The following is a 23,361-nucleotide window of genomic DNA, read 5'->3' as shown; positions in this document are numbered from 1 at the left end:
TCACGTGCCCCGCACGTGGGCCGCGATCAGGGCGCCCGCCGCATCGCCCTGCCCCGCCACGCAGGCGCGCACATGGTCCTCCCACATCTGGCCCTGCTGCTCCACCTGGGCATGGACAAAGCGCTGCAGCATGCGCCGGGGATCGTCGCAGCGCTCGTAGGCATAGGGATCACCGCGCGTGCACAGCGCCTTGAACTGCAGCCAGGCCGCCTGGCGCGTGACGGGCATGCCCTGCAGGCGCTGCCACTGGTGCAGCAGCTCATGGGCAAAGATGCCTGCGATCTGCGGATGCGACAGGCGCAGCGGCTGGCGCGGATCGGACTGCATGAAAAAGGCGCGCGGCATGAAGATGCGCCCGCCATTCATGGACAGCGCCCTGCGCGTGTCGCCCAGGCGGCGCAGATAAAGGCGCATGCGCGGCAGCAGCGCATCCAGCGAGGCGCCGAAGTGCGTGCGCACAAAGGCCTGTTCCTGCGCATCGAGCGGCCGGCTCCAGAACACCATGCTCAGTCCCCCGGCCCCTGCCGATAGCGCCGTGCCATGAAATCCACGAAGGCACGCACGGCCGGGCGCAGATGCCGCGTGCGCGGATACAGCGCGTGGTAGCTGTACTGCCCCAGATGAAAACAGGGCAGCACCCGCACCAGCTGGCCGCGCTCGATGGCCGAGCGCACGGTATGCCAGGTCAGCGCCGCAATGCCCCGCCCCGCGCGTGCAGCCTCGAAGATGGTGGCCACCGAATCGGTGCGCAATGCCGCTAGCGGCTGGACCTCGGTGACAGCGCCCTGCCCGGACACCACGCTCCAGCGCAGCTGGGCCGGACCCGCAGCAAAGGCCAGGGCGCGGTGCGCGGCCAGTTGCTCTGGCGCCTGCACCACCCCGTGGCGCATCAGATAGGCGGGCGAAGCCACCAGCACCAGAGGCGAATGCGTGAGCAGCCGCGCCTGCAGTCCACTGTCCGGCAATTGCCGGCTGATGCGCACGGCTGCATCCACGCCCTCGGCCACCAAGTCCACCAGCCGGTCGGTGCACAGCAGTTGCAGCTCCAGATCCGGGAATTGCTGCTCGAACTCGGGCAGCCAGTCGCCCAGCTCGATGGCGCCCACGGCCAGCGGCAGCGTGATGCGCAGCACGCCCGCCACGCGTGCGCGGCGCACGGCCAGCGCGGCCTCGGCCGCATCGAGCTGCTCCAGCAACTGCACGCAGCTGAGGTAGTAGCTGCGCCCCGCCTCGGTCAGGCTCAGCCCGCGCGAATTGCGCTGCAGCAGCTGCGTGCCCAGTTCCGACTCCAGCCATTTGACATGGCGCGAGGCGGTCGAATGCGTCATGCCCAGCCTGTCCTGCGCCGCCGTGAAGCCCTGCGCATCCACCACGCCGCAAAACACCCGCATGGCCTGCCATCTGTCCATTGCCCGTGCACTCCTTTGGCGGGGATTGTGGGGCATGCGGGCGGCCGCATTCCGTTGCGCCACAGCCCCACGCCAGCCCCTTTTCCGACCCATTCCTCCCCTTGGGCCGCAGAAACAGACTATTCCTAGAGACAAGCACGCCGCAGCTGCCTAGATTGACCGGCAACCCGGACACAGGCTTGCCTCCACCAGCTCCCCGCCAGACGCATGGCCGCCTCCTGCCCGAGATTCCTAAAAATCCCGAGGGAGAAACTCACATGCACCCACGGCACACGCTGCTGCGCAGCGCCTTGCTATGCATTGCCGCACTGCTGGCCCAGGCCACGCCCACCCTGGCGGCTGCCGCCCCCAACCTGGGCGGCGGCTCCGGCAAATGCGACCCCACCGTGCAAAGCTGCGCCCCCGGCACGGGCGGCGGCATCGACCTCGGCGGTGGCGGTGGCGGCTCGGGCGGCGGCACCTGCACCCCCACGCCCGGCGGCAGCCCCTGCGGCGGCGCCGGCCCCGCCACCCAGGGCAACTCCAGCAGCACCCACCAGGGCGCAGGCAACCCCATCCACCTCATCAACGGCAACAAATACCAGCGCGAAGTGGACATGCCCGCCTTGCCCGGCGTGCTCGGCCTGGAAGTCGTGCGCCACTACAACAGCAGCTACAGCCGGGCCTACGTGCCGCCAGGCCTGCTCGGCCGCGGCTGGCTGCTCAGCTACGAGGCCCGCCTGTACGACCACCCCACCAACCTGCAGATCGTGCAGGCCGACGGCACCCGCATCATCTTCAGCAAGCTGCGCGAGCACCCCAGCCTGTGCGCCAGCGAGCAGCCGGGCAACGGCATCGTGCGCATCGAAGGCACGGATACAAAGGGCACCAAGGAAACCACGCCCGGCCAGGAACGGCACTACACCTGGCAGTGGATGGACGGGCGCGAGCTGCGCTTCAACCACCGGGGGCGCCTGACCCGCATCAGCCTGCCCTCGGGCGAACAGGTCCGCCTGGACTACAACGCCAAGGGCAACCGCCTGCTCAAGGTCACCGACCCGCAGGGGCGCAGCCTGCGCCTGCACTACGCCCAATCTTCGGGCGAGGACAGCTTCACCGGCGTGCAGGCCATTGACACCCCGCTGGGCCGCATCGGCTACCGCCACGGCAGCGCACCGTTGCCCGGCAGCACCCAGCCCCAGGCCAAGCTGAACGCCAGCCTCGTGCAGGTCAGCCTCCCGTCGGCCGATGGCCAAGCCCCGGTCCAGCGCCACTACCACTATGAGGACCCGCGCCACCCCACCTTGCTCACGGGCATCAGCGTCCAGGGCCAGGGCAGCGACGGCAAGCCCATGGACGAGCGCATCGCCAGCTACGCCTACGGCGACACCGGCCGCGCTATCTTGAGCGTGCGCGGCCCGCCGGACAGCCACCAGGAAAAAGTCACCCTGGACCTCAGCCAGCCCTGGAAGAACACCCTCACCAACAGCCTCGGGCAAACAACCACCTACCACTACGACACCATCGGCGGGCAATGGCGATTGCTTGAAGTGCGCGGCCCGGGCTGCGCCAGCTGCGGCCCCGGCGACATGCGCTACCGGTACGACGCGCAAGGGCGCCTGACCGACGCCACGCGGCTCGATCCCGCAGGCCGCCCGCTGGAAGGCACGCGCACCGAGCTGGACCCCTTCGGCCGCCCGCTGGCCGTGTACCGCATTCCCTACACACAAGGCCAAGCCCGGGCCCCGCAGCTGCAGGTGCGCTACGGCTACGGCAAGGACCCCTGGAAGCAATACGCGCCCGAACTCATCGCCCAGCCCAGCGTCGTGCCCGGGCGCGAACACCAGATCCGCATCCGCTACAACAGCAGCCGCCAGCCGCTGCAGATCACCGAGGCGGGCTTCAGCCCATTGGATGCCCAGGGCCAGCCCGCAGGCAATGCGGACGGCGCCACGCCCATCGAACGCAGCACGCGCTACCGCTACACCGAGATCAACGGCCGCAGCGTGCTGGTGGACATCGACGGGCCGCTGCCCACCTCGCTGGCAGGCTATGACGACGGAAGCCCGGCGCAGAACGACCTCACGCGGCTGCGCTGGGACCGCAGCGGCAGCCACGTCACGCGCGTGCTGCAGCCCGATGGCACCGCCGTGGCGCTGGAGCATGACCAGGCCGGGCGCATCACGACCCGCACCGAAGACGACGGCGTGCGGCGCCTCCAGCGCCAGATGCGCTACAGCGCCTTGTCCGCCAATGCCCTGCAGGCCGAAGAAATCACCACCAGCGGCTGGCTGCTGGACGCCGACGGCCAGCCCCGCGCCAGCAGCCGGCTGAGCCTGAATCCATACCGCATCCGCCACGACGCCCTGGGCCGCCCCAGCCAGGCCATCGACACGGCAGGCCGCAGCATCACCTGGGCCTACCAGGGCAGCACCCAGGCTAGGCTCGATGGCCTGGGCAACCGGGGCCAGATCGAACGCGACAGCGAAGGCCGCATCACGCGGCTGGGCCTGTACCGCGAAGGCCAGGACCTCCCCGAACGTGCGGCCTACTACGGCTGGAATGCGCAGGGGCGCCTGAGACACCGCCTGCTGCCCGATGGGCGCCTGGACAGCTACACCTACGGCGACGCGGGCGAGTTGCTCCAGCACACCGATGGCGACGACACCCGCACGCGCTGGCTGAACAACGGCAGTCTCCATGCCAGCCTGTCGCAAACGCCCGATGGGGCGGTACGGCTGGCATTGCAAGGCCCGGCCAGCGCGGCGATGGAGCAGATCACCAGCAAATCCCGGAGCACCCAACCCGCCGAACGCCGCCAGGCCCTGCACGACGACTTCGGCCGCACCGTCTGGCTCCAGCTTGCCGATCATGGCCGCCAAAGCGCACGCTACAACGAAGCCGATCAATTGCGGGTGCACACCCGCGCCGACGGCAGCAGCACCCACTACCAGTACGCTCCCAGTGGGCGTCTGCTGTCCAAGACCTACGAGCCGGCGCCCGGCGCAGATCGTCGCTCTTCCTCGCAAACCCGGCTGCACTACCAGGGCCGGCTGCTGCAGACCATCGACAGCAACTGGCAGCGCGAGTCCATCGAATACGACGCCCTGGGCCGCCCCGTGGCACGCACCATTGCGCTGGCCACGCCCGACGGCCAGGCCGAGCATACCTACCGCACCGCCACGCGCTATGGCCCGGACGGCCGGGTCCACAGCCGCACCCTGGCCGATGGCCGCGTGCTCGTCACCCGGCGCGGCCCCGCCAGCGACGGCGCCAGCGTGCAAGGGCTGCAACTGCAAAGCGCCTGGGTGGCCGGCCTGCTGCAGGCCAGCGACCACTGGCTGGGCGCTGGCGCCACAGGCTTGCTCGAACGCCTGCTGCCCGCGCAGACGGTGGTCGGCGACATCCAAACAGACGCCTTCAACGGCCTGCAGCACTACACGGCAGGCAATGGCCTGGCCACCTCGCGCCAATACGACATTGCCGGGCGCCTCACGCAGCAGACCACCGGGCAAGGCACATCGCAAGGCACATCGCAAGGCAGCGCACCCATCCTCAGCCAGCGCTACCGCTACGGCGTGGGCCCGCGCATCCGCGCCATCGAGCAGGAGGGGCCACCAGCCGGCCTGCAAAAGACCGACTACCGCTACCAGGGCTTCGGCAGGCTGGTGCAGGACAACGCACCGTCAGCACCAGCGCCCGTGCAGCGCGACAGCCAGGGCCGCACCGTCCAGGACGCATTGCACCGCTACACCTACACCGAGGCAGGACAGCTCCAGGGCATCAGCGACCACCAGGACCGGCCCATCGCCAGCTACCGCTACAACAGCCTGGGCCAGCGCGTGGGCAAGACCGTGCACCAGGGCGATGGGCAAACGCACAGCCACTACCTGTGGCAGGACAACCGGCTCGTCGCGGAAATGGATGGCGAAGGCCGCATCACCAGCCAGTACCTGTACCTGAACGAGGGGACTCGCACCCTGCCCATCGCCAAGCTGGAATCCGCGCACAACCGGGACAACGCCAGCGGCAAGGCGCGCATGCTGCACATCCACAACGACCACCGGGGCAGTCCGCAGGCCATGACGGACGCAGGCCAGCGCGTGGTCTGGCGTGCCCGCCAAACCCCCTGGGGAGCGCCGGCCATGCATCAGGCCGGCCACACAAGCCTGCCCCGGCAGCAGGCCGTGCTCAACCTGCGCCTGCCGGGCCAGTACTTCGACGAGGAAAGCGGACTGCACGACAACTGGCACCGCAGCTACGACCCGGCCAGCGGCCGCTACCTGCAGCCGGACCCGCTGGGCTACCCGGACGGACCCGATGCCTACCTGTATGCCGGCGGCGACCCGCTCAACCGCATCGATCCCACCGGGCTGTACCAGGAGGACATGCACTACTACATGGTCTTCTTCCTGGCCCTGGCCGCCGGCCTGGACTACGAACCTGCGCGCATCACGGCGCTGGCTTCGCAGTACGTGGATGACAACCCCATCACCAAGCCGCTGGACGATGCCAACACCCTCACCACGGTGGGCTCGATCTTCAAGAACCACCGGCAACTGCTGTGGTACCACTTCACGCTGTCCGACGACAAGGGCACCACGCTGCCCCAGTACGCCAACGACAACGTCAACAGCGTGGTGGGCAACCTGAGCCCGCAACTGAACAACCTGCTCAACGCCAGCCGGCTGGGCAACCCGGCCCAGCCCTGTGCCGAATACCAGTTCCTGGGCGAATTCCTGCACTCCTACCTGGACACCTTCAGCCACCGGGACAAGGACAACCGGCCGTTCGATGCCATCAGCGCGAAGCTGGGCATAGGGCATGGGTTTGCGGGGTCCGAGCCGGATTACACCTATGACGAGGACATGCCAATACTGGGAAATATGCCTGATCCAGAAGTGCCTTATTGGGACAAGCGGGAGTATCGATCGCTGCAAGGGGAGAAAGCGGTTTATGAGTTTCTGACGCGGTATGGGGCTAAGCCGGCGGTCAGTTTTAAAGAGATAGAAAAAGTGCTGGAGAGATTTAATGCCATTCGAGAGACTGGAAGAAATTCACCAAATAAATTTAATCTACTAGAAGATACCATCAAAGCCTGGATAAATGATGGCAAGCTAAAACCGACAAAGACAGATCAAAAGGAAGGATTAGTTGAATTAATGAAAATTAACCTTAAAGATGCAGAGTCTGGAGCTTACAGTGAAAGACAAGCCAACTCTAATCGGGAAAAATTTCTTGGAGGGCTCGTTGGGCAAGAAGAAAAATATCCAGGCGTCTGCTTACCCAGGAGTATCATATGCAAACCAGTATGAAAACTAAATCACTGATATTCATCTTGGCAATTTTATCTTCCGGACTCTCCCAAGGCATGACTTGGGAAGAATGGGCGGAAAGTCGCCATCCCCCCAGCGACAAAGGTCCATTGCCAGATGGCTGCAGTCCCGTCAAATATCGAGGTGGCTTTCATCCTATTGTTGAGTATGTCAGAGGGAGGGGGAATCACTGTGTAGTTCACGACTTTGTACAAAGAAAATTAAGAGATTTCATTAATGGCAGAGTACGCGGGTCACCAACAGACGAGGCTGGTCAGGGCAGTGTAATTAGTTTCTCGGAAGACAGCCATTCCAACATTGATCTAAGGAAACATCTTATATCTGGCAAGCCGTTTGAAAATACCCGCGGCATAGGCATGAATAGCAAATCACTGACTCACTTGGCAGTTCACAACGGAAAAATCGAAACGCCCGGTCCACTAGGTATTGGAATAGATATGGCACCTTATATAGAAGGTCGTCAGAGGCTACAGGAGTTGACAGAAGATCGTCCAGCAATCAAAGAAGTCGGCTACAGCCGTACATTCGCGGGTATTTGGGATTACACCCCACCCACCTTCTACACAGCAGAAAACCTCCAAATCAAAGCCGGCGGCCGCGCCATCATCATGGCGGGCTCCGACAACGTGGTGCGCAACAACACCATCGAGGTCGATGGCCGCACCGCTGTCTACCTGTACGGCCCGCGCTCGCTGGTGGAGGGCAACACCTTCATCGTGCACATGGACCCGCGCGACAAGGCCCCGCTGCCCGCCATCCTCAAGCTGCGCGATGCCGATGGCTCCATCATCCGCAGCAACCGCTTCATCGTGAAGCGCAGCGGGCTGTTCAGGAAGAAGGAAGAGGAACCCCAGGCAGGCATCAACCTGCTGGAGTCCAAAGGCGTTGTGATCGAAGGCAATGTGTTTGAAGAGATCACATTGCCGGTGCGCAAGGATGCAGCCAGTACCACAACGGAGAGTGGAAACATTTCAAAAGGCAGCCCCTGATGGAATGGAGGTATTCGACGGCCATATGCGGCAACCCACTCAACCGGATCGATACCACGGGCTGTACCAGGTGGACATGCACTACTACAGGTCTTCTTCCTGGCCCTGGCCGCCGACCTGGACTACGAGCCGGGGCGCGCATCACGGCGCTGGCTTCACAGTATGTGGAGACAACCTGTCCGACGACAGAGGAACCACGCTGCCCCAGTACGCCAACGACAACGTCAACAGCGTGGTGGGCAACCTGAGCCCGCAACTGAACAACCTGCTCAACGCCAGCCGGCTGGGCAACCCGGCCCAGCCCTGTGCCGAATACCAGTTCCTGGGCGAATTCCTGCACTCCTACCTGGACACCTTCAGCCACCGGGACAAGGACAACCGGCCGTTCGATGCCATCAGCGTGAAGCTGGGCATAGGGCATGGGTTTGCGGGGTCCGAGCCGGATTACACCTATGACGAGGACATGCCAATACTGGGGAATATGCCTGATCCAGAGGTGCCTTATTGGGACAAGCGTGAGTATCGATCGCTGCAAGGGGAGAAAGCGGTTTATGAGTTTCTGACGGCGTATGGAACTAGGCCTGCGCTGGGGTTTGAGGAGATCAGGAATGCGCTCGAGAGATTCAATGCAATTAGAGAGGAAGGGAAAGAATTTCCAAAGAAGATCGATTTCCTGCAAAAATCCGTTAATAGATTCATTGCCAATGGCAAATTAAATCCGAAAGGAAAGAATGACAAAGAAAATAAAGAAATAAATTTTCTTGATAAGATGAGCGAAAAATATGATAAAGATCAGGCGCAAATCAATAGAGAGATTTTTCTAGGAGATCTTATCGGACAGGAAGAAAAATACCCAGGGGTTTGCCTTCCGGGGAGCAGCGTATGCAAAGAGGTATGATCACTCTATTCTTGATGCTTAGTTCCGCACTATTGATTGAATGTCATTCAAATCAAAAAAAAACAGCCAACAACAGAAGAATGGGCGGAGCGTCGTCACCCACCTAGCGATACTTCCCCCCTACCGGAAGGGTGCAAAGCGATTAAATATCTCGGAGGCTATTACCCTATAGCAGCGGCTATTAGAGGCAATGGCCGCTATTGTGTAATTCACGATTTTATACAGCGAAAGGCCATTGACTGGATAGAGGGTGGAACAGTGCATGGCTCACCCACGGATAGTCAAGGCAATGGAAGCGTACTGACTTTTTACAAAAGCAGTCTATCTGAATTGGATTTGAGAGAACATCTAATCTCCGGTAGACCATTTAAGAATGTAAATGGAATAGGAATATTGGGCAATGATCAAGTTTTTTTAAAAGTTCATAACGGAAAAATAGAGACTCCTGGGGTTTTTGGCATAGGTGTTGAGATGGCGCCAAATATTATGATAAATAAAAGAATGAAAATGCTAACAGAAGACACTGCTGTTACAAAAGAATCCAACTGGAACCCGGAAACCGAGGCTTTTAACAAAATACCTTGGGATTATTTCCCTCCCACCTTCTACACAGCAGAAAACCTCCAAATCAAATCCGGCGGCCGCGCCATCATCATGGCCGGCTCCGACAACGTGGTGCGCAACAACACCATCGAGGTCGATGGCCGCACCGCCGTCTATCTGTACGGCCCGCGCTCGCTGGTGGAGGGCAACACCTTCATCGTGCACATGGACCTGCGCGACAAGGCCCCGTTGCCCGCCATCCTCAAGCTGCGCGATGCCGATGGTTCCATCATCCGCAACAACCGCTTCATCGTGAAGCGCAGCGGGCTGTTCAGGAAGAAGGAAGAGGAACCCCAGGCAGGCATCAACCTGCTGGAGTCCAAAGGCGTTGTGATCGAAGGCAATGTGTTCGAGCAGATCGCCGTGCCGGTGCGCAAGGATGCGGCCAGCACCACGACGGAGTACGGCAACGCCGTGGATTCTCGCTAGGAGACGATGCGCGGGTCCTGCCTGCAGGCTCAGCGCAGGGGCAGCTGCACCACATGCGCGGTGGGCAGCACATCGCCGAACACATCCTCGATCTCGGCCAGCGCGGCACGGTGCAGGCTGTCGGCGTCCACGGATTCGCCATTGCTGCGCGTGATGGCACGTGTGGCCACGGCGTCGCTGGCCACGACGACCTCGAAGCCCAGCGGCGCGGCATCGCGTGCGGCGCCGGCCACGCAGGCGTGCGTCATGAGGCCGCAGATGACCACGGTGGTGATGCCACGCGCGCGCAGCTGGTCGGCCAGGTCGGTGCCGACGAAGGCGCTGACGCTGCGCTTTTGCACCACGGTGTCGCCCGCGCGCGGCTGCAGGCCGGGGTGGAACTGGACGGCGCTGCCATTGACGGCGAACACGGGCGCACCCTCGGGGGCTATGTGCTGGATGTGGAACACGGCAACCTGCCCGGCATCGGCCCATTGCAGCAGGCGCCGTGCCTGTTCCAAGGCCTGCGGGCCGCGCGGGATGGGCAGGCGGCCGCTGAAGTACTCGTTCTGGAAGTCGATGATCAGCAGCGCCGTGGCACCCCGTGGCAAGTGGCTGCGCCCCGGCGCGCCTGACAGGGCGCGGAGGGTGGGATGGCTGGTGGATTGGGTGGCCTGGCTGGCCTGTTCTGCGAGGGACATGCAGTGCTCCTGAAAACGGGAAGTGGTTGATGCCTGCAGTCTAGAAACGCACAGGGCCCACCACAACGCCATGGAGCGGCCAGCATCTGTGCAGGTTCTGCACAGATCGCCCGTGCTTTGAAAAATGCCCCATCTCTGTGATGGCGCAAACGGCCTTGGGCCTTGCATCGCTCCAACCGGCTGCGTGCCGGTGAAGGTGGCGATGCCGCGTTGAACCATGGCCTGCGGCCCTCCCGATCACGGAAGGGCCGCAGGCCGGCACGGCGCTAGTTCTGCAGCTGCTGCCAGACCTTGTCCAGCCGCTTGATGCTGACCGGGTAAGGCGTGCGCAGCTCCTGGGCGAAGAAGCTCACGCGCAGCTCCTCCAGCATCCAGCGGTACTCCTGCATGCGCGCATCGATGTGGCCCTTGCGCTCGGCCACCAGGCGCCAGTAGCGCTGCTCCAGCGGGCGCAGCTCGGCCAGGCGGCTGGCGTCGCGCGCAGGGTCGGCGCGGTACTTGTCCAGCCGGCTGGTGATGGCCTTGAGGTAGCGCGCATAGTGCTGCAGCTGGGTCCAGGGCGCGGCCGCGATGAAGTTCTTGGGCACCAGGCGCTGCAGTTGCTGGGCGGCGTCGGCCGTGGCGTCGGGCGCATTCTTGGTGTCCTTGATCTTGCGCTGGGCCGCCGCGTACTCGACCAGGATGGTGGAGGCCATGCGCGCCACCTCGTTGGCGATCAGCGTCAGCCGGCCGCGCCCGTCCTGCACGCGCTGCTTGAACTGCGCGTCGTTGGTGGGCAGCGGCTCCTGCAGGAAGGCGCGGTCTATGGCCACGTCGATGATCTGCTCGCGCAGTTCCTCCTGCGTGCCCAGCGGCATGTAGGCGACGGCCATCTTCTGCAGGTCTGGAATGTTCTTTTCCAGGTACTTGAGCGCATCGCGGATCTGCAGCGCGAACAGGCGGCGCAGGCCCACGCGGTGGCGCGCGGCCGCGACCTCGGGCTCGTCGAAGACTTCGATGCCCACGGCATCGCCATGGTCGATCAGCGCAGGGAAGCCGATCAGCGTCTGCCCGCCCCGGCCGATCTCCATCAGCTCGGGCAGCTCGCCAAAGCTCCATTCCTTGTAGCGGCTGTCGGCGGGCTGGCTGGGCCTGGCGTTGCTGGCGGGCTTGGCATGGTCCGCCTTTTCAGGCTTTGCTGTCTTGTCCGGCCTGGCGCCAGATTCCGCCTTCTTGCCGGCTTCGGACGCGGCGGCAGGTGGGGCCGCAGCCTCGGTGACCGACGCCACCTTCAGCGCAGCCAGCGCCTGGAAGGCGCCGCGCGCCTTGGCGCCCAGCTCGGCCTTGAGCGCGCCCAGGTTGCGGCCCTGGCCCAGCTGGCGTCCATGCTCGTCCGTGATGCGGAAGTTCATGAACAGGTGCGGGCTGAGCATGTCCAGCTTGAAGTCGGCGCGCTTGACGTCCAGCGAGGTCTCGTCGCGCACCTGCTTGAGCAGGGCATCGATGAGCGATCCCTGGCCCCAACGTTCGGGCGTGGTGAAGAGTTCGGCCAGGCGCTGGGCGCTTTCGGGCAGGGGCACGAAGCGGCTGCGCGGGCGCTGCGGCAGGCTCTTGAGCAGGGCCTGGAGCTTGTCCTTGAGCATGCCGGGCACCAGCCATTCCACGCGCTCGTCGCTGACCTGGTTGAGCACGAACAGCGGCACGGTGACGGTGATGCCGTCGCGCGCGTCGCCCGGGCTGTGCAGGTAGCTGGCCGTGCAGTCCACGCCGCCGAGCTTGACCACCTTGGGAAAGGCCTGGGTGGTGATGCCAGCCGCCTCGTGGCGCATCAGCTCGTCGCGCGACAGGCGCAGCAGGTCGGCGTTTTCCTTGGCCGCCTCGCGGAACCAATGGTCGAAGGTGGCGCCGCTGAACACGTCCTTGGGGATCTGCTGGTCGTAGAAGGCGTAGATCAGCTCGTCATCGACCAGCACGTCCTGGCGGCGGCTCTTGTGCTCCAGCTCCTCGACCTTGCGCACCAGCTTGAGGTTGGCGGGCAGGAAGTGCCAGCGCGTGTCCCACTGACCCTCCACCAGGGCCTGGCGGATGAAGATCTCGCGCGCGGACTGCGGATCGATGCGGCCATAGCTCATGCGCCGGCCGTTGTAGACCACCAGGCCGTAGAGCGTGGCGCGCTCCAGCGCCACCACATCGGCCTGGTTCTTGGACCAGTGCGGATCGAGCAGTTGCTTCTTGAGCAGGTGGGCGCCGACTTCCTCCAGCCACTGCGGATCGATGGCGGCGATGCCCCGGCCGTACAGGCGCGAGGTCTCCACCAGCTCGGCCGCAACGATCCAGCGCCCCGGCTTCTTGGACAGGTGGGCGCCCGGGTGCGGATGGAAGCGGATGCCGCGCGCGCCCAGGTAGGCGTCGCTTTCATCGCCCTTGTAGCCCAGGTTGCCCAGCAGGCCGGACAGCATGGACAGGTGCACGGCGTCGTAGCCCGCGGGCTCGGTGTTGACCTTCCACTTGTGCTCGTTGACCACGGTCAGCAGCTGCGAGTGGATGTCGCGCCATTCGCGCACGCGGCGGATGTTGATGAAGTTCTGGCGCAGCAGCTGCTCCCACTGGCGGTTGCTGAGCTTGTGCGAGGGCTCGTCATCCGTGCCGGGACCGGTGTCCTGCGGATGGAAGGCCGCCAACGCCTCGGCCGCCGGGGCGGCCACGCTCTGCCCGCCGCTGCGCTGGGCCACGGGCAGGAAGGCGGCATTGCGCGCCGATGGCTTGGCGGCAGGCGCCTGGGCCGTGGCCATTTCCTTGCGGCTTTTGGCCACCACCTTGCCGCCGCGCGCATCCTGCAGCCATTTCCACAGGCGCAGGTAGCCGCTGAATTCGCTTTTCTCGTCGTCGAACTTGGCGTGCTGCTGGTCGGCCTGCTGCTGGGCCTCCAGCGGCCGGTCGCGCACGTCCTGCACGGACAGGGCGGAGGCGATGACCAGCACCTCGGCCACGGCGCCGCGCGTGCGCGCCTCCAGGATCATGCGGCCCACGCGCGGGTCCAGCGGCAGGCGCGACAGCTCGCGGCCCATGGGCAGCAGCTCGCCGCGCTCGTCCACGGCGCCCAGCTCGCCCAGCAGCTGGTAGCCGTCGGCAATGGCACGGCCCGAGGGCGCTTCGAGGAAGGGAAAGTTCACCACGTCGCCCAGGCCCAGCGACTTCATGCGCAGGATGACGCCGGCCAGCGAGGAGCGCAGGATTTCAGGGTCGGTGAAGCGCGCGCGCGTGCCGAAGTCGGCCTCGTCGTACAGGCGGATGCAGATGCCGTTGGCCACGCGGCCGCAGCGGCCGGCGCGCTGGTTGGCCGCCGCCTGGCTGATGGGCTCGACCAGCAGCTGCTCGACCTTGCTGCGGAAGGAATAGCGCTTGACGCGCGCCGTGCCTGCATCGATCACATAGCGGATGCCGGGCACGGTCAACGAGGTCTCGGCCACGTTGGTGGCCAGCACGATGCGCCGGCCCGTGTGGCTGTCGAAGATGCGGTCCTGCTCGGCCTGCGACAGGCGTGAGAACAGCGGCAGCACCTCGGCATGGCGCAGCACGGGCTGCTGTGCCAGGTGCTTGCGCAGGTGGTCCGCCGCCTCGCGGATCTCGCGCTCGCCGGGCAGGAAGACCAGGATGTCGCCACCCGCGCCGCCGGCCCACAGCTCGTCCACGCCTTCGGCGATGGCGTCGTTGAGGTCATGGTCGCGCTTTTCCTCGAACGGGCGCCAGCGCATCTCCACGGGGTAGGTGCGGCCCGAGACCATGATCACCGGCGCAGGCCCCTGGGGGCCTTCGAAGTGCCTGGAGAACCGCTCGGCATCGATGGTGGCCGATGTCACCACCACCTTGAGGTCGGGGCGCCGGGGCAGGATCTGCTTGATGTAGCCCAGCAGGAAGTCGATGTTGAGGCTGCGCTCGTGGGCCTCGTCGATGATCAGCGTGTCGTAGGCCTTGAGCAGCGGGTCGGTCTGCGTCTCGGCCAGCAGGATGCCGTCCGTCATCAGCTTGACCGAGGCGTCCTTGGACAGCCGGTCCTGGAAACGCACCTTGTAGCCCACCACATCGCCCAGCGGCGTGTTCAGCTCCTCGGCAATGCGCTTGGCCACCGAGCTGGCGGCAATGCGGCGCGGCTGCGTGTGGCCGATCAGGTGGCCGCGCACCTGGCCCTTGTCGTCGGGCGTGGCGTTGACCTTGCCCCGGCCCAGCGCCAGCGCGATCTTGGGCAGCTGCGTGGTCTTGCCCGAGCCCGTCTCGCCGCACACGATGATGACCTGGTGCCGGTCCATGGCCTCCATGATTTCCTCACGGCGGGCGGATACGGGCAGGGATTCAGGGAAGCTGATCTTCAAAGGCATAAGGGGCTGGATTATCCCCGCGCCATGCCGGCGGCGCCACGCGGCTGCAGATTTCCATACGCCTGCCCTGTGCCGCCCGCATGAAAACCCCCGCATGCCAGGGCCTTCGCCAAGTCAGGCCAGCGGCATGCAAGGCATTGCGCACAATCGGCGCTCGCCTTGCCGCCCGCTCCCGGCGCTGGCCGCCTCACCCGCCTTCCTCGATCTGCTCCCCATGGTTACTCTTGCCGCCCTCGTCATCCCGCTATTGGCCCTGTGGCTGTGGTGGCCCGTCCGCCTGATGCCGCGCCGCGCACGCCTGATGGCGGCCGTCGCCACGGCGGCCCTGGGCTGCACGCCCGCCCTGCTGCTGGTACTGCTGCGCGAGGGCACGGTCGAGTACCGCACGCTGGCCTATCTGCAGGTGCCGGGCGGCTGGGTGCTGGCCCTGCTGCTGATGCTGGCCGTCTTCATCGTGCTGCGCGACGGCCTCTGGGCGCTGGCCGCCGTGGCCCGGCGCGAGGACTGGAAGCAGCGCCTGCACGCCCCGCTGCTCACGGCCGGCGCCCTGGCCCTGGCAGGCCTGCTGTCGGCCTGGGGCGTGACCAATGCGCTGCGCCCGCCCGAGGTGCACGAGCGCACGCTGCGCCTGCCCGGCCTGCCCGCCGGCCTAGAAGGCCTGCGCGTGGCCGTGCTGGCCGACATCCACGCCAGCCCCATCAACGACGCACGCTATGTGCAGACCATCGTGGACCGCACGCTGGGCGCGCGCCCCGACCTCATCGTGCTGCCCGGCGACATGGTGGACGGCGACGTGGACAGCGGCCGCGCCAACATCGCGCCGCTGGCGCAGCTCAAGGCACGCCACGGCGTCTGGGCGGCGCCCGGCAACCATGAGTACTACAGCGGCTACGACGCCTGGATGGCCGAATTCCGCCGCCTGGGCCTGAACCTGCTGGAAAACCGCATGCAGCTGATCGATGTGCAGGGCGCGCGCCTGGCGCTGTCGGGCATCGGCGATCCGGCCTATGGCCGCCTGTCGCGCCAGAACACCGACCCGTCCGTGCCCGAAGGCGTGCCGCCCGACATCGACACCGTGGCCCGCCAGGCCAAAGAGGCCGGTGCGCAATACCACCTGCTGCTGGCCCACCAGCCCAAGACCGCCCGCGACAACGCGGCCCACGGCGTGGGCCTGCAGCTGTCGGGCCATACGCACGGCGGCCTGATCCTGGGCATGGACCAATGGCTGGTGGCGCCCGCCAATGACGGCTTTGTGCGCGGCGAGTACGAGGTCGGCGCCATGAAGCTCTTCGTCAGCGCCGGCGCAGGCCTGTGGGCCGGCTTTGCCGTGCGCCTGGGCGTGCCGGCCAGCATCGACCTGCTGGTGCTGCGCGGGGCCTGACCTTCAGGCCGCAGGCGCAACCGCTGCGCCCTGGATGCCGTGGCGCTGCAGTGCCTCGGCCACAAAGCCCGAGGCCTTGGCCTCTTCCACAAAGGCCGCCAGCACGCGCAGGGCCTCATCGCCCCGCCCCTTGGGCAGGCCCATGGCCTGCTGGATCACCATGAAGCGGCCTGGCAGCGGGCGCAGGCCGGGCAGGCGGGCGGCATCGGCCTCCAATTGCTGCTTGACACCGGCGGCCACGTCGGCCGTCGATTCCACAAAGGTCTGCACCACGGCGGGCGAGGACACGGCGCGCTCTATCTGCGCATGCTTGAGCTCGCGGCTCAGGTACAGGTCATAGGCGCTGCCCTTGCCGACCACGACCGTGTGCCCGGCCCGGTCCACCTGGGCGTTGTCGGTCAGCGGCGAATCCTGGCGCACCAGGTAGCTGCCCTCGATCAGCACATAGGGTGCCGTGAAGCCGATGCCCGCGCCACGCACGGGGTCCACGGCAAAGAAGCCGAAGTCGGCCTCCTCGCGCGTGACGGCATCCACCGACTTGGCGGCCGTGTCGAAGACCACCAGTTCCAGCTCCAACCCCAGCTGCTGCGCAAAGCGCCGGGCCAGGTCGATGGACACGCCCGCAGGCCGGCCGTCGGCATCCAGCCGCGCAAGAATGGGATTGCCGGTGTTGATGGAGGCGCGGATGCGGCCAAGCGGCGCGAGGGTGGACAGCAGCTGGGAGGAATGGTTCATGGATGGCTTTCGAAGTGGCAGACAGAAGGGGCGGCGGTCTTCAAACCTTCATTGTCTGCGCACACGGCCGGTGCAAGGTCCGGGTGTCATCTCACCAGCGAGCATGGCTTGCCGGTATTGGGTCTTGGATTGCCATTGCGTCCAGCACTGGAATTGGGGTTGGACTTCATCGCAATCCCTGCTGGTCAAGCGGCATGAAATCCGCACACAACCCATTGTTATAAAAGGAAAAAACAACACCTTAAAATCAGACCATGTAGAGATCGTCTGAGGCAAATAAATGAACCTGGACAGCAAACTTCAGATATCGCTGAGCAAGCGCTCCGGCAACATCGTGCTCCGGCGTGATCTGAGCAGATTGGCAAGCGCTTCCCACCTCAGCGAGGCCTTGCATGACTTGGTCTCGGACGGCCGCCTGATCCGCCTGGGCGCCGGCATCTATGCCAAGGCAAGGCCCGATGCCAGCGGCGATCCGCAGTTGCTCGCCCCCAGCGATGAGCTGGTCAGGGAGGTGCTGGACAGACTGGGAATCAGGTTTCGCAGCGTGGATCTGGTCAACGAGGCGGGCCAGGCCACGCTACTGATCGATGCAGGCAGCCAGCGCGTCTCACGCAGGCTGAATCTGGGCGATGTGGCCGTGCGCTATGTCCGCAATCCCTCGGCACCTGATGAACCCGGCGAAACCTTGCCCGCAGACGTGAACGCCCTGCCCACCAAAGGTGTACGCCAGTTTGTCGAGCGGCTGGCCCGCACGCACCACATCCAGCACCAGCGTACCGGACTGGACGACTATGCACAGGCAGTCACACGCGCTGCAGGAGATGAAGTGGAGCTCGACAGCACGGGCAAGCTGCTCGTGGCCTTGAAGAAAAAACATGTCATCAATGGCCGGCAGCTTGCCAGGCTGATGACCAATCACATGAGGGAGGTGCAGGATGTTCGATCCGTTCGGGGACTTCGAAAGCGCGGGCTACCTGCGCAACATTGAAGGACTGAAAGACGCCCGTGAGGTCAAGATCCAGGAACACCTCTTTTTCGAGGCCAACCTGGAAGAAGCACTTGCCTTTCTGGCAAGCATCCGGGGCCGGATTGGCTACCGCGATTTTTTGCGCGTTCACGCCATCCTGTTTTCCGACTTCTACCCCTGGGCCGGCCAGGACAGGCGTGCGCTGGGCGTGGGCCGGCTCGTCGGCAGGGGTGCAGGCCTGCAATTCGAAGTGTCAGAGCTGTGCCAGCGCGCCGTAGAATGGGGCCTGGACATGGGCAACGATGCAGGCACCCTGCGCGACAAACCTGGTGCTGTCATGGGCGCGTTTGCCTGGGGTCATCCCTTTCTCGACGGAAATGGACGCAGCATGCTGCTGATCCATGCCGAGCTGTGCCACCGCGCGGGCTTTGCCATCGACTGGCTGGACTCCAGCAAGGAGGCTTATCTGAAGGCACTGACCCAGGAGATCCAGAACCCGCAAGGCAGACACCTCGATGCCTATCTGCGCCCCTTGATCACCTCGGCCAACACGCAGACCACCTTGCTTGATCATCTGCGGGCATTGCCAGGGCTGAAGGGTCCGGGCGATGACGTGCATCGCCCGGACATGAACGTGGCATACCGGGCCGACGACCAGAAAGCAGCCCAGTCCTATCTGGAGATGAAGCGGGCACGCGGCGAGCATGCCGCTTGACAGCGGTACAGCACCCCTCCCCCTCCCCTACCCCTCATTGACCACCAACGACAGCGCATGCGCCTCGGTAGGCAAAGGCACATCCCAGCGCTGCAGCAGGCCGAGCAGGGCCGCGTTGGTCAGCGTGGTGTCGCGCGCGCGGTTGCGGGCCAGCAGGGTCGGGCGGCTGGCTTCCAAGTGCACGAGTTCCACGCGGGCGCCGTAGGCCAGGCACAGGTCCACGGTCTTGCCGCGCATCTGGCGCGACAGGTGGGTGGCATTCCAGACGAAGGGCTGGCCCGCGCGCAGCAGGGCCTTGGCCTTGTCCACGGCGTGGTGGGCAGCCGCGCCCTCATTCTGGCCGTGGCGCAGGCCCAACTCCGTACGCGCATCGTCGAAGGAGACCACGGGCAGTTCGCCATGGTGGGCGGCCACCCAGGTGTTCTTGCCGCTGGCCGGCAGGCCGCACATGACGATGGCGCGCGAGCCGGCCTGCTCGTGCAGCGCATAGTCGGGATGCAGCTGCGCGCCGCGGAAGTAGCGCACCGCCGTCTCGTCCGAGGCAAAGCGGCGCGGCGTGCGCAGGCAGCCCTCTTCCAGCGCGAACTCGCGCACCAGCTCGATGTTGACCAGCACGGACGCAATGTCCGGGCAGATGCGCCCGCGCATGTCGGCCCGCGCCAGCAGCGTGAGCAGGTGCAGGTCCACCTGCCAGGACAACTCGCGCACGATGAACTCGGGCGAGTGGCCGCGCCGCGAATCGGCAAAGGCGAAGAACGGCACCTGGTGCACGGCAATCAGCCGGCAGATGGCTTCGCGCTGGTCCACGGGCGCGCCGGCTTCCCAGAGCATGAGCCGCGCATCCAGCGCACCGCGGCGCGAATGGCCGGGTTGGCCGATGCGGCCGTCCTCGCCCACCACGGTGGTCGAGCACTTGGCCACGTCGTGCAGCAGCGCGGCCAGGAAGACCGTCTCGCGCTCGGTGGCGGTGAGTGCCGCATGGCCGGGGTCGGCCAGCAGCTCGCGTACCACCATCTGCGTGTGCGTCCAGACATCGCCTTCGCCGTGATAGACGGGGTCCTGCGGCGTGGTTTTGGCCTGCTCCAGCTGGGGGAAGGCGGCCAGGCAAGCCGCGAAGTCGGGGTCGGCGCCGGGCTGCGGCACCAGGGACTGGATCTGTTTCCAGTTCGTCATGGAAATCTCCTTGCGATGGGTCTGCGCTGCAGGCCTCACCAGCTTTTTGAAATATCGGCCGCAAAGATGTCTGCGCCTTCGCGCAGCCCGTTAGGGACGATGGGCCGCTCGCTGTGGTGCGAGCCCGAGTCGAGGATGACCTGCACGAAGTCCGGCCGCACGAACTTGTAGCGCGCCACGGTCTGGCCGTCCTCCTCCACCTTGAGGTAGAGGCCTTCGGCCAACTCGGAGCCGTCGGTCTGCCGCCAGCACAGCGGCAGGTCCAGCTTCTGGCGGGCCACCACCTGCTCGAAGGCCTGGCGCCAGCGCGCGCTGCGGCCCAGCGAGGGGGCCAGCAGCGCCAGCAGGTCCTGCATGCGCCGGGGCGCCACCCCGCTGTAGAGCACAGGCACCGAGACCACGGGCACGCCGGCCAGCAGGGCATGGCGGCGCGGCGTGTCCAGGAAGCACTGCGCCGAGCGGTCCCAGATGTCGAACTCGCAGAACCAGTGCGGCAGCGCGTCGTAGAACAGCGAGTGCTTGGCATACATCCACTCGCCGAACACCTGGTAGCGGTCGTCCAGCAGGGACAGCAGCGCGCCCTCGTGGGCCTGGGCCCATTGCTTGAAGAGGTTGAACTGGCGCTCGCGCCCGCCGGGCCGCTCGCTGTCCAGGTAGTGGCCGCGCGACTGCAGCAGCAGCTGGCCGTCGCCGGCAAAGCTCAGCGCGGCGTTGGCGCCGTCGAGCTTTTCCTCGACGACGATGTGCTGGCCGGCCAGCCGCTCATAGGGCACGGCGTCGTCCTGGTCACCGGACTGCAGGCGCGAGCCGCGCAGGTGCGGCGTGCGGGGGTATTTGAGGATCTCGACGCTCGAAAGAAAGTGAGCGCCTTGGGCAATGGATGGGGTCATGTCGTGCTTTCCGAAAACGATGCAGCACCCCACGGCGCCATGCCATGGGGCGGGAAAAGCCGACGACGACGCCAGGCGCCGCAATGCAGGGGATGCAGCGACAGCGCGGCCTGGCCCGTGGTGGCCGGGCCGGCAGGCTGTCGAAGGGGAAGATGGCAGGACTGTCGGGGCCGTCCGCAAAAAGGACGGTCAGCCGCAAGCCCTCAAAAGGCCACGCACCGCAGCGCACACGCAAAAGACATCCGGGGCAAGGCCAGGATCAGCGTGTGACGAAGTCGTTCAGCAGGAAGCTGTGCGGCGGGGCATGGTGCACCTCGAAAGGGTGAGGGTGGATGGGAGGGGTGCGAGTCTATCGCCCGTTGCCCCGCAGGCACAAGCGGCTGCGCGCCATGCCGGGCCGATTGTTGGCTGCTAGCCACGCACGGCGGACTTGAAGGCGGCGCCCAGCGCATCCAGCGCTGCGCGCGGCCGGCCTTCGCGCACGCGGGTGTGCAGCAGCACCGGCAGGCGCGGCAGCGTGGGCAGGCCCAGGCGCGGGCCCACGTCCACGGCGCCCAGGGCCAGCATGCGCGGCGCCAGCGCGGCCACGCCCAGCCCCGCCATGACGGCGGCCGAGACAGCGGCCACGCCGCCGCCCACGAACACCTCGGTCCACGGCATGCGCGCCGAATCCAGCAGCTGCCCGGCCATGGCGCGCACGCCGCAGGGCTCGGCCAGCGTGGCCAGCGGCAGGGGCTCGCCCGCGCGGTGCTGCCAGCCGGGCGCGGCAAACCAGCCGAAGGGCTCCTCGGCCAGCAGCTCGCCGTCGTCACGCCCGGCATGCGTGCGAACGATCACCGTGTCGTACTCGCGCCGGTCGAATCCCTGCAGCAGCGGGCCGGACGATGCAATGCGGATGTCGATCAGCAGCTGCGGGTCCTGCGCATTCATGCGGGCGATCAGGGCCGGCAGCTCAGGCCCGGCCACGTGGTCGCTGATGCCGATGGTCAGCCGCTGGCGCGTGCTGACGGCCAGCGCCAGTGCGCGCTCATGGGCCTGCAGCAGTTCGCGCGCATGGGGCAGGAAGTCGGCGCCCAGCGCCGACAGCTGCACATGGCGCGGCGTGCGCTCGACCAGCCTGCAGCCCAGCCGCTGCTCCAGCCGCTTGAGCTTGAGGCTGACGGCGGCCTGCGTGGTCTGCATGGCTTCGGCCGCGCGCGTGAAGCTGCCCAGGTCCGCGATGTGCACGAAGCCTTGCACGGCATCCAGGTCCAGAGGTCGTTGAATCATTGCAATCCATTATTACTGATATCAGCAATCATGGCTTTTCAAAATATCTGGTGCGGCCTACCTTCGAGGCTCCCACTACGCAAAGCAACGCAACTCAACTCAACGCAACGCAACGCAACGCAAAGGAGCCACACCATGCCCATGACCCGGATCAACATGCGCGCCGGCAAGTCCCCCGTCTACCGCCAGGCCATCTGCGACAGCCTCTACCGCGCCATGCGCGAGACCTTCAACGTGCCGGAGGACGACCAGTTCATGACCATCACCGAGCATGACGGCGACAACTTCCGCTACGGCGCCTCCTACCTGGGCGTGGCGCGCAGCGACGATCTGGTGCTGGTGCAGCTCACGGTCAGCAACACCCGCAGCCTGGAGCAGAAGAAGGCGCTGTTCAGCCGCATCGCCGAGCTGCTGGTCGAAAGCCCCGGCCTGCGGCCCGAGGACGTATTCGTCAACCTGGTCGAGGTGGACAAGGAGAACTGGTCCATGGGCCACGGGCTCGCGCAATACGCAACTTAAAACACGCGGATCGGCGCAACACCCACAGCGCCGCGCTCAGGCCGGCACCGCCAGCGCCGCCACGAATTGCTGGCCCACGGCGGTGATGATCTCGGCGCGCGCCGCCGTGCGCAGCTGCACCAGGGCGATCTGCCGGCTCTCGGCGGTCTGGGCAATGGGCAGCACGCGCAGGCGCGGGTCGCCCTCCCAGCCATGCCGCGCCAGATTGGGCAGCATGGCCACGCCCATGCCGTCGCGCACCAGCTCCACGATGGTCTCGATGGAGTTGAGCTCCAGGAACTCCTGGGGCTTGGCGCGCAGGCGACGCAGCGTGCGCTCCACCAGCTCGCCCGTGTGCTCGGTGCGGTCGAAGCGGATGAAGGGATAGCGCTCCACCATGTCGGCGGGCGCCGCGGGCCGGGCGGCGCGCGGCGCCAGCAGCACCATGGGCTCGGCGTACAGCGGTGTCCAGACCAGCGAGGGGCGCTTGATGGCCGGGTTGTGGACCACCACCGCCGCGTCCAGCTCATGGTTCTCCACCTGGGCGATCAGCCGGTTGGACTTGCCCGAGACCACATGCAGGTCCACCGCCGGATGGTGGCGCTTGAGCTCCAGCGTGGCGCGCACCAGCTGGCTCAGCGCCGAGACGATGGAGCCGAACTGCACGGTGCCGGCCAGCGGTGCGTCGGCCCGCGTGCCGTGCTTGGCCTGCTCATACAGCGCCACCAGCTGGGTGGCAATGGGCACCAGCGCCCGGCCCTGCTCGTTGAGCGTGACCAGCTTGCCCTGGCGCGCGAAGAGCTTGCGCTTGAGGTCGTTTTCCAGCGTGCGCATCTGCAGCCCCACGGCCACCTGGGTCAGCGCCACGCGCTGTCCGGCGGCGGTGAAGGAGCCCTCGGCCGCCACGGCCAGAAAAGTGCGAAGAATGCGCAGGCTTGGCATAAAAGTTTTGCTTTCAAGATTCGTAAGAAATTCCAGCTTTCACCAAACAGTTTCTATCATCAAAATCGCTGGCAACCGATAGCCGATCGTCCTGATCGCACCCTCCCACTTCC

Annotated in this window: 17 protein-coding genes; 8 read left to right on the top strand and 9 right to left on the bottom strand. The window is 65.8% G+C overall.

Annotated elements, in window-relative coordinates; translation table 11 throughout:
* Together G4D77_RS27705 and G4D77_RS27700 are read right to left on the bottom strand one after the other, a co-directional pair.
* Positions 1-504: a hypothetical protein gene (locus G4D77_RS27705; protein ID WP_016450580.1), complete on the bottom strand. Its 504-nt coding sequence runs from the start codon at positions 502-504 to the stop codon at positions 1-3.
* A 2-nt stretch (positions 505-506) separates the two neighbouring features.
* Positions 507-1,409: a LysR family transcriptional regulator gene (locus G4D77_RS27700; protein WP_016453252.1), complete on the bottom strand. Its 903-nt coding sequence runs from the start codon at positions 1,407-1,409 to the stop codon at positions 507-509.
* Positions 1,410-1,666: 257 nt separating this feature from the next.
* On the opposite strand from G4D77_RS27700, the gene G4D77_RS27695 reads away from it, so the two are divergent.
* The 4 genes from G4D77_RS27695 (at position 1,667) to G4D77_RS27680 (ending at position 9,643) form a co-directional block, all read left to right on the top strand.
* On the top strand, positions 1,667-6,703 hold the full coding sequence (locus G4D77_RS27695) for a DUF6765 family protein (RefSeq protein ID WP_213757810.1): 5,037 nt from the start codon (positions 1,667-1,669) through the stop codon (positions 6,701-6,703).
* Positions 6,688-7,713 carry a right-handed parallel beta-helix repeat-containing protein gene (locus G4D77_RS30935; protein ID WP_227740971.1) on the top strand — a complete coding sequence of 342 codons (1,026 nt, stop codon included), beginning with the start codon at positions 6,688-6,690 and terminating at the stop codon, positions 7,711-7,713. Before G4D77_RS27695 ends, G4D77_RS30935 begins: the two co-directional genes overlap by 16 nt.
* A complete protein-coding gene (locus G4D77_RS27685; protein WP_250134239.1) occupies positions 7,685-8,611 on the top strand; it encodes a DUF3939 domain-containing protein in 927 nt (308 codons plus the stop codon). The genes G4D77_RS30935 and G4D77_RS27685 overlap by 29 nt, the downstream gene beginning before the upstream one ends.
* A 654-nt stretch (positions 8,612-9,265) precedes the next feature.
* A complete protein-coding gene (locus G4D77_RS27680; protein ID WP_250134238.1) occupies positions 9,266-9,643 on the top strand; it encodes a right-handed parallel beta-helix repeat-containing protein in 378 nt (125 codons plus the stop codon).
* A 29-nt stretch (positions 9,644-9,672) separates the two neighbouring features.
* Here G4D77_RS27680 and G4D77_RS27675 read toward each other — a convergent pair whose 3' ends face one another.
* Positions 9,673-10,323 carry a cysteine hydrolase family protein gene (locus G4D77_RS27675; RefSeq protein ID WP_154834024.1) on the bottom strand — a complete coding sequence of 217 codons (651 nt, stop codon included), beginning with the start codon at positions 10,321-10,323 and terminating at the stop codon, positions 9,673-9,675.
* Between the two features lie 266 nt (positions 10,324-10,589).
* Positions 10,590-14,678: an ATP-dependent RNA helicase HrpA gene (hrpA, locus tag G4D77_RS27670; protein ID WP_154834023.1), complete on the bottom strand. Its 4,089-nt coding sequence runs from the start codon at positions 14,676-14,678 to the stop codon at positions 10,590-10,592.
* Between the two features lie 214 nt (positions 14,679-14,892).
* Between hrpA and G4D77_RS27665 the strand changes: the two genes are divergently transcribed.
* Positions 14,893-16,059, top strand: coding sequence for a metallophosphoesterase (locus G4D77_RS27665; protein WP_193726213.1), 1,167 nt, complete (start codon positions 14,893-14,895; stop codon positions 16,057-16,059).
* A 3-nt stretch (positions 16,060-16,062) separates the two neighbouring features.
* Here the strand turns inward: G4D77_RS27665 and G4D77_RS27660 are convergent, their stop codons facing one another.
* Entirely contained in the window at positions 16,063-16,794 is a 732-nt protein-coding gene (locus tag G4D77_RS27660; RefSeq protein WP_213757809.1) for an ABC transporter substrate-binding protein, read from the bottom strand.
* A gap of 280 nt (positions 16,795-17,074) precedes the next feature.
* Between G4D77_RS27660 and G4D77_RS27655 the strand changes: the two genes are divergently transcribed.
* Both G4D77_RS27655 and G4D77_RS27650 read left to right on the top strand, forming a co-directional pair.
* On the top strand, positions 17,075-17,782 hold the full coding sequence (locus tag G4D77_RS27655) for a hypothetical protein (RefSeq protein WP_154834020.1): 708 nt from the start codon (positions 17,075-17,077) through the stop codon (positions 17,780-17,782).
* Complete coding sequence (locus G4D77_RS27650) at positions 17,730-18,476, top strand: Fic/DOC family protein (RefSeq protein WP_154834019.1); 747 nt, start codon at positions 17,730-17,732, stop codon at positions 18,474-18,476. The genes G4D77_RS27655 and G4D77_RS27650 overlap by 53 nt, the downstream gene beginning before the upstream one ends.
* A 27-nt stretch (positions 18,477-18,503) precedes the next feature.
* Here the strand turns inward: G4D77_RS27650 and G4D77_RS27645 are convergent, their stop codons facing one another.
* From G4D77_RS27645 to G4D77_RS27635, 3 genes are all read right to left on the bottom strand, one after another.
* The gene (locus tag G4D77_RS27645; protein ID WP_213757808.1) at positions 18,504-19,649 is read right to left on the bottom strand and encodes an ATP-binding protein; all 1,146 of its coding nucleotides are present in this window, start codon (positions 19,647-19,649) and stop codon (positions 18,504-18,506) included.
* Positions 19,650-19,684: 35 nt separating this feature from the next.
* Positions 19,685-20,539, bottom strand: coding sequence for an RNA ligase family protein (locus G4D77_RS27640; RefSeq protein ID WP_154834018.1), 855 nt, complete (start codon positions 20,537-20,539; stop codon positions 19,685-19,687).
* A 411-nt stretch (positions 20,540-20,950) separates the two neighbouring features.
* Positions 20,951-21,808: a LysR family transcriptional regulator gene (locus G4D77_RS27635; RefSeq protein ID WP_026062589.1), complete on the bottom strand. Its 858-nt coding sequence runs from the start codon at positions 21,806-21,808 to the stop codon at positions 20,951-20,953.
* A 135-nt stretch (positions 21,809-21,943) separates the two neighbouring features.
* Here G4D77_RS27635 and G4D77_RS27630 point away from each other — a divergent pair, with 135 nt between their 5' ends.
* A complete protein-coding gene (locus tag G4D77_RS27630) occupies positions 21,944-22,327 on the top strand; it encodes a tautomerase family protein (RefSeq protein WP_154834017.1) in 384 nt (127 codons plus the stop codon).
* Between the two features lie 36 nt (positions 22,328-22,363).
* On the opposite strand, the gene G4D77_RS27625 is transcribed toward G4D77_RS27630, so the two are convergent.
* On the bottom strand, positions 22,364-23,248 hold the full coding sequence (locus G4D77_RS27625) for a LysR family transcriptional regulator (protein ID WP_154834016.1): 885 nt from the start codon (positions 23,246-23,248) through the stop codon (positions 22,364-22,366).
* Positions 23,249-23,361 lie beyond the last annotated feature (113 nt).

The sequence above is a fragment of the Delftia sp. WY8 genome, from assembly GCF_018437695.1.
GTDB lineage: Bacteria > Pseudomonadota > Gammaproteobacteria > Burkholderiales > Burkholderiaceae_C > Comamonas > Comamonas tsuruhatensis.
The sequence above is the reverse complement of the archived record's forward strand: the minus strand, read 5'-3'. Positions and strand labels throughout refer to the sequence as shown.

Bases quoted from the DNA above. Each gene is read 5' to 3' on its own strand.
- G4D77_RS27640 (WP_154834018.1), bottom strand. From the start codon at position 20,539: ATGACCCCATCCATTGCCCAAGGCGCTCACTTTCTTTCGAGCGTCGAG.
- G4D77_RS27655 (WP_154834020.1), top strand. From the start codon at position 17,075: ATGAACCTGGACAGCAAACTTCAGATATCGCTGAGCAAGCGCTCCGGC.
- G4D77_RS27660 (WP_213757809.1), bottom strand. From the start codon at position 16,794: ATGAACCATTCCTCCCAGCTGCTGTCCACCCTCGCGCCGCTTGGCCGC.
- G4D77_RS27630 (WP_154834017.1), top strand. From the start codon at position 21,944: ATGCCCATGACCCGGATCAACATGCGCGCCGGCAAGTCCCCCGTCTAC.
- G4D77_RS27695 (WP_213757810.1), top strand. From the start codon at position 1,667: ATGCACCCACGGCACACGCTGCTGCGCAGCGCCTTGCTATGCATTGCC.
- G4D77_RS27650 (WP_154834019.1), top strand. From the start codon at position 17,730: ATGTTCGATCCGTTCGGGGACTTCGAAAGCGCGGGCTACCTGCGCAAC.
- hrpA (WP_154834023.1), bottom strand. From the start codon at position 14,678: ATGCCTTTGAAGATCAGCTTCCCTGAATCCCTGCCCGTATCCGCCCGC.
- G4D77_RS30935 (WP_227740971.1), top strand. From the start codon at position 6,688: ATGCAAACCAGTATGAAAACTAAATCACTGATATTCATCTTGGCAATT.
- G4D77_RS27675 (WP_154834024.1), bottom strand. From the start codon at position 10,323: ATGTCCCTCGCAGAACAGGCCAGCCAGGCCACCCAATCCACCAGCCAT.
- G4D77_RS27665 (WP_193726213.1), top strand. From the start codon at position 14,893: ATGGTTACTCTTGCCGCCCTCGTCATCCCGCTATTGGCCCTGTGGCTG.
- G4D77_RS27625 (WP_154834016.1), bottom strand. From the start codon at position 23,248: ATGCCAAGCCTGCGCATTCTTCGCACTTTTCTGGCCGTGGCGGCCGAG.
- G4D77_RS27645 (WP_213757808.1), bottom strand. From the start codon at position 19,649: ATGACGAACTGGAAACAGATCCAGTCCCTGGTGCCGCAGCCCGGCGCC.
- G4D77_RS27700 (WP_016453252.1), bottom strand. From the start codon at position 1,409: ATGGACAGATGGCAGGCCATGCGGGTGTTTTGCGGCGTGGTGGATGCG.
- G4D77_RS27635 (WP_026062589.1), bottom strand. From the start codon at position 21,808: ATGATTCAACGACCTCTGGACCTGGATGCCGTGCAAGGCTTCGTGCAC.
- G4D77_RS27705 (WP_016450580.1), bottom strand. From the start codon at position 504: ATGGTGTTCTGGAGCCGGCCGCTCGATGCGCAGGAACAGGCCTTTGTG.
- G4D77_RS27680 (WP_250134238.1), top strand. From the start codon at position 9,266: ATGGCCGGCTCCGACAACGTGGTGCGCAACAACACCATCGAGGTCGAT.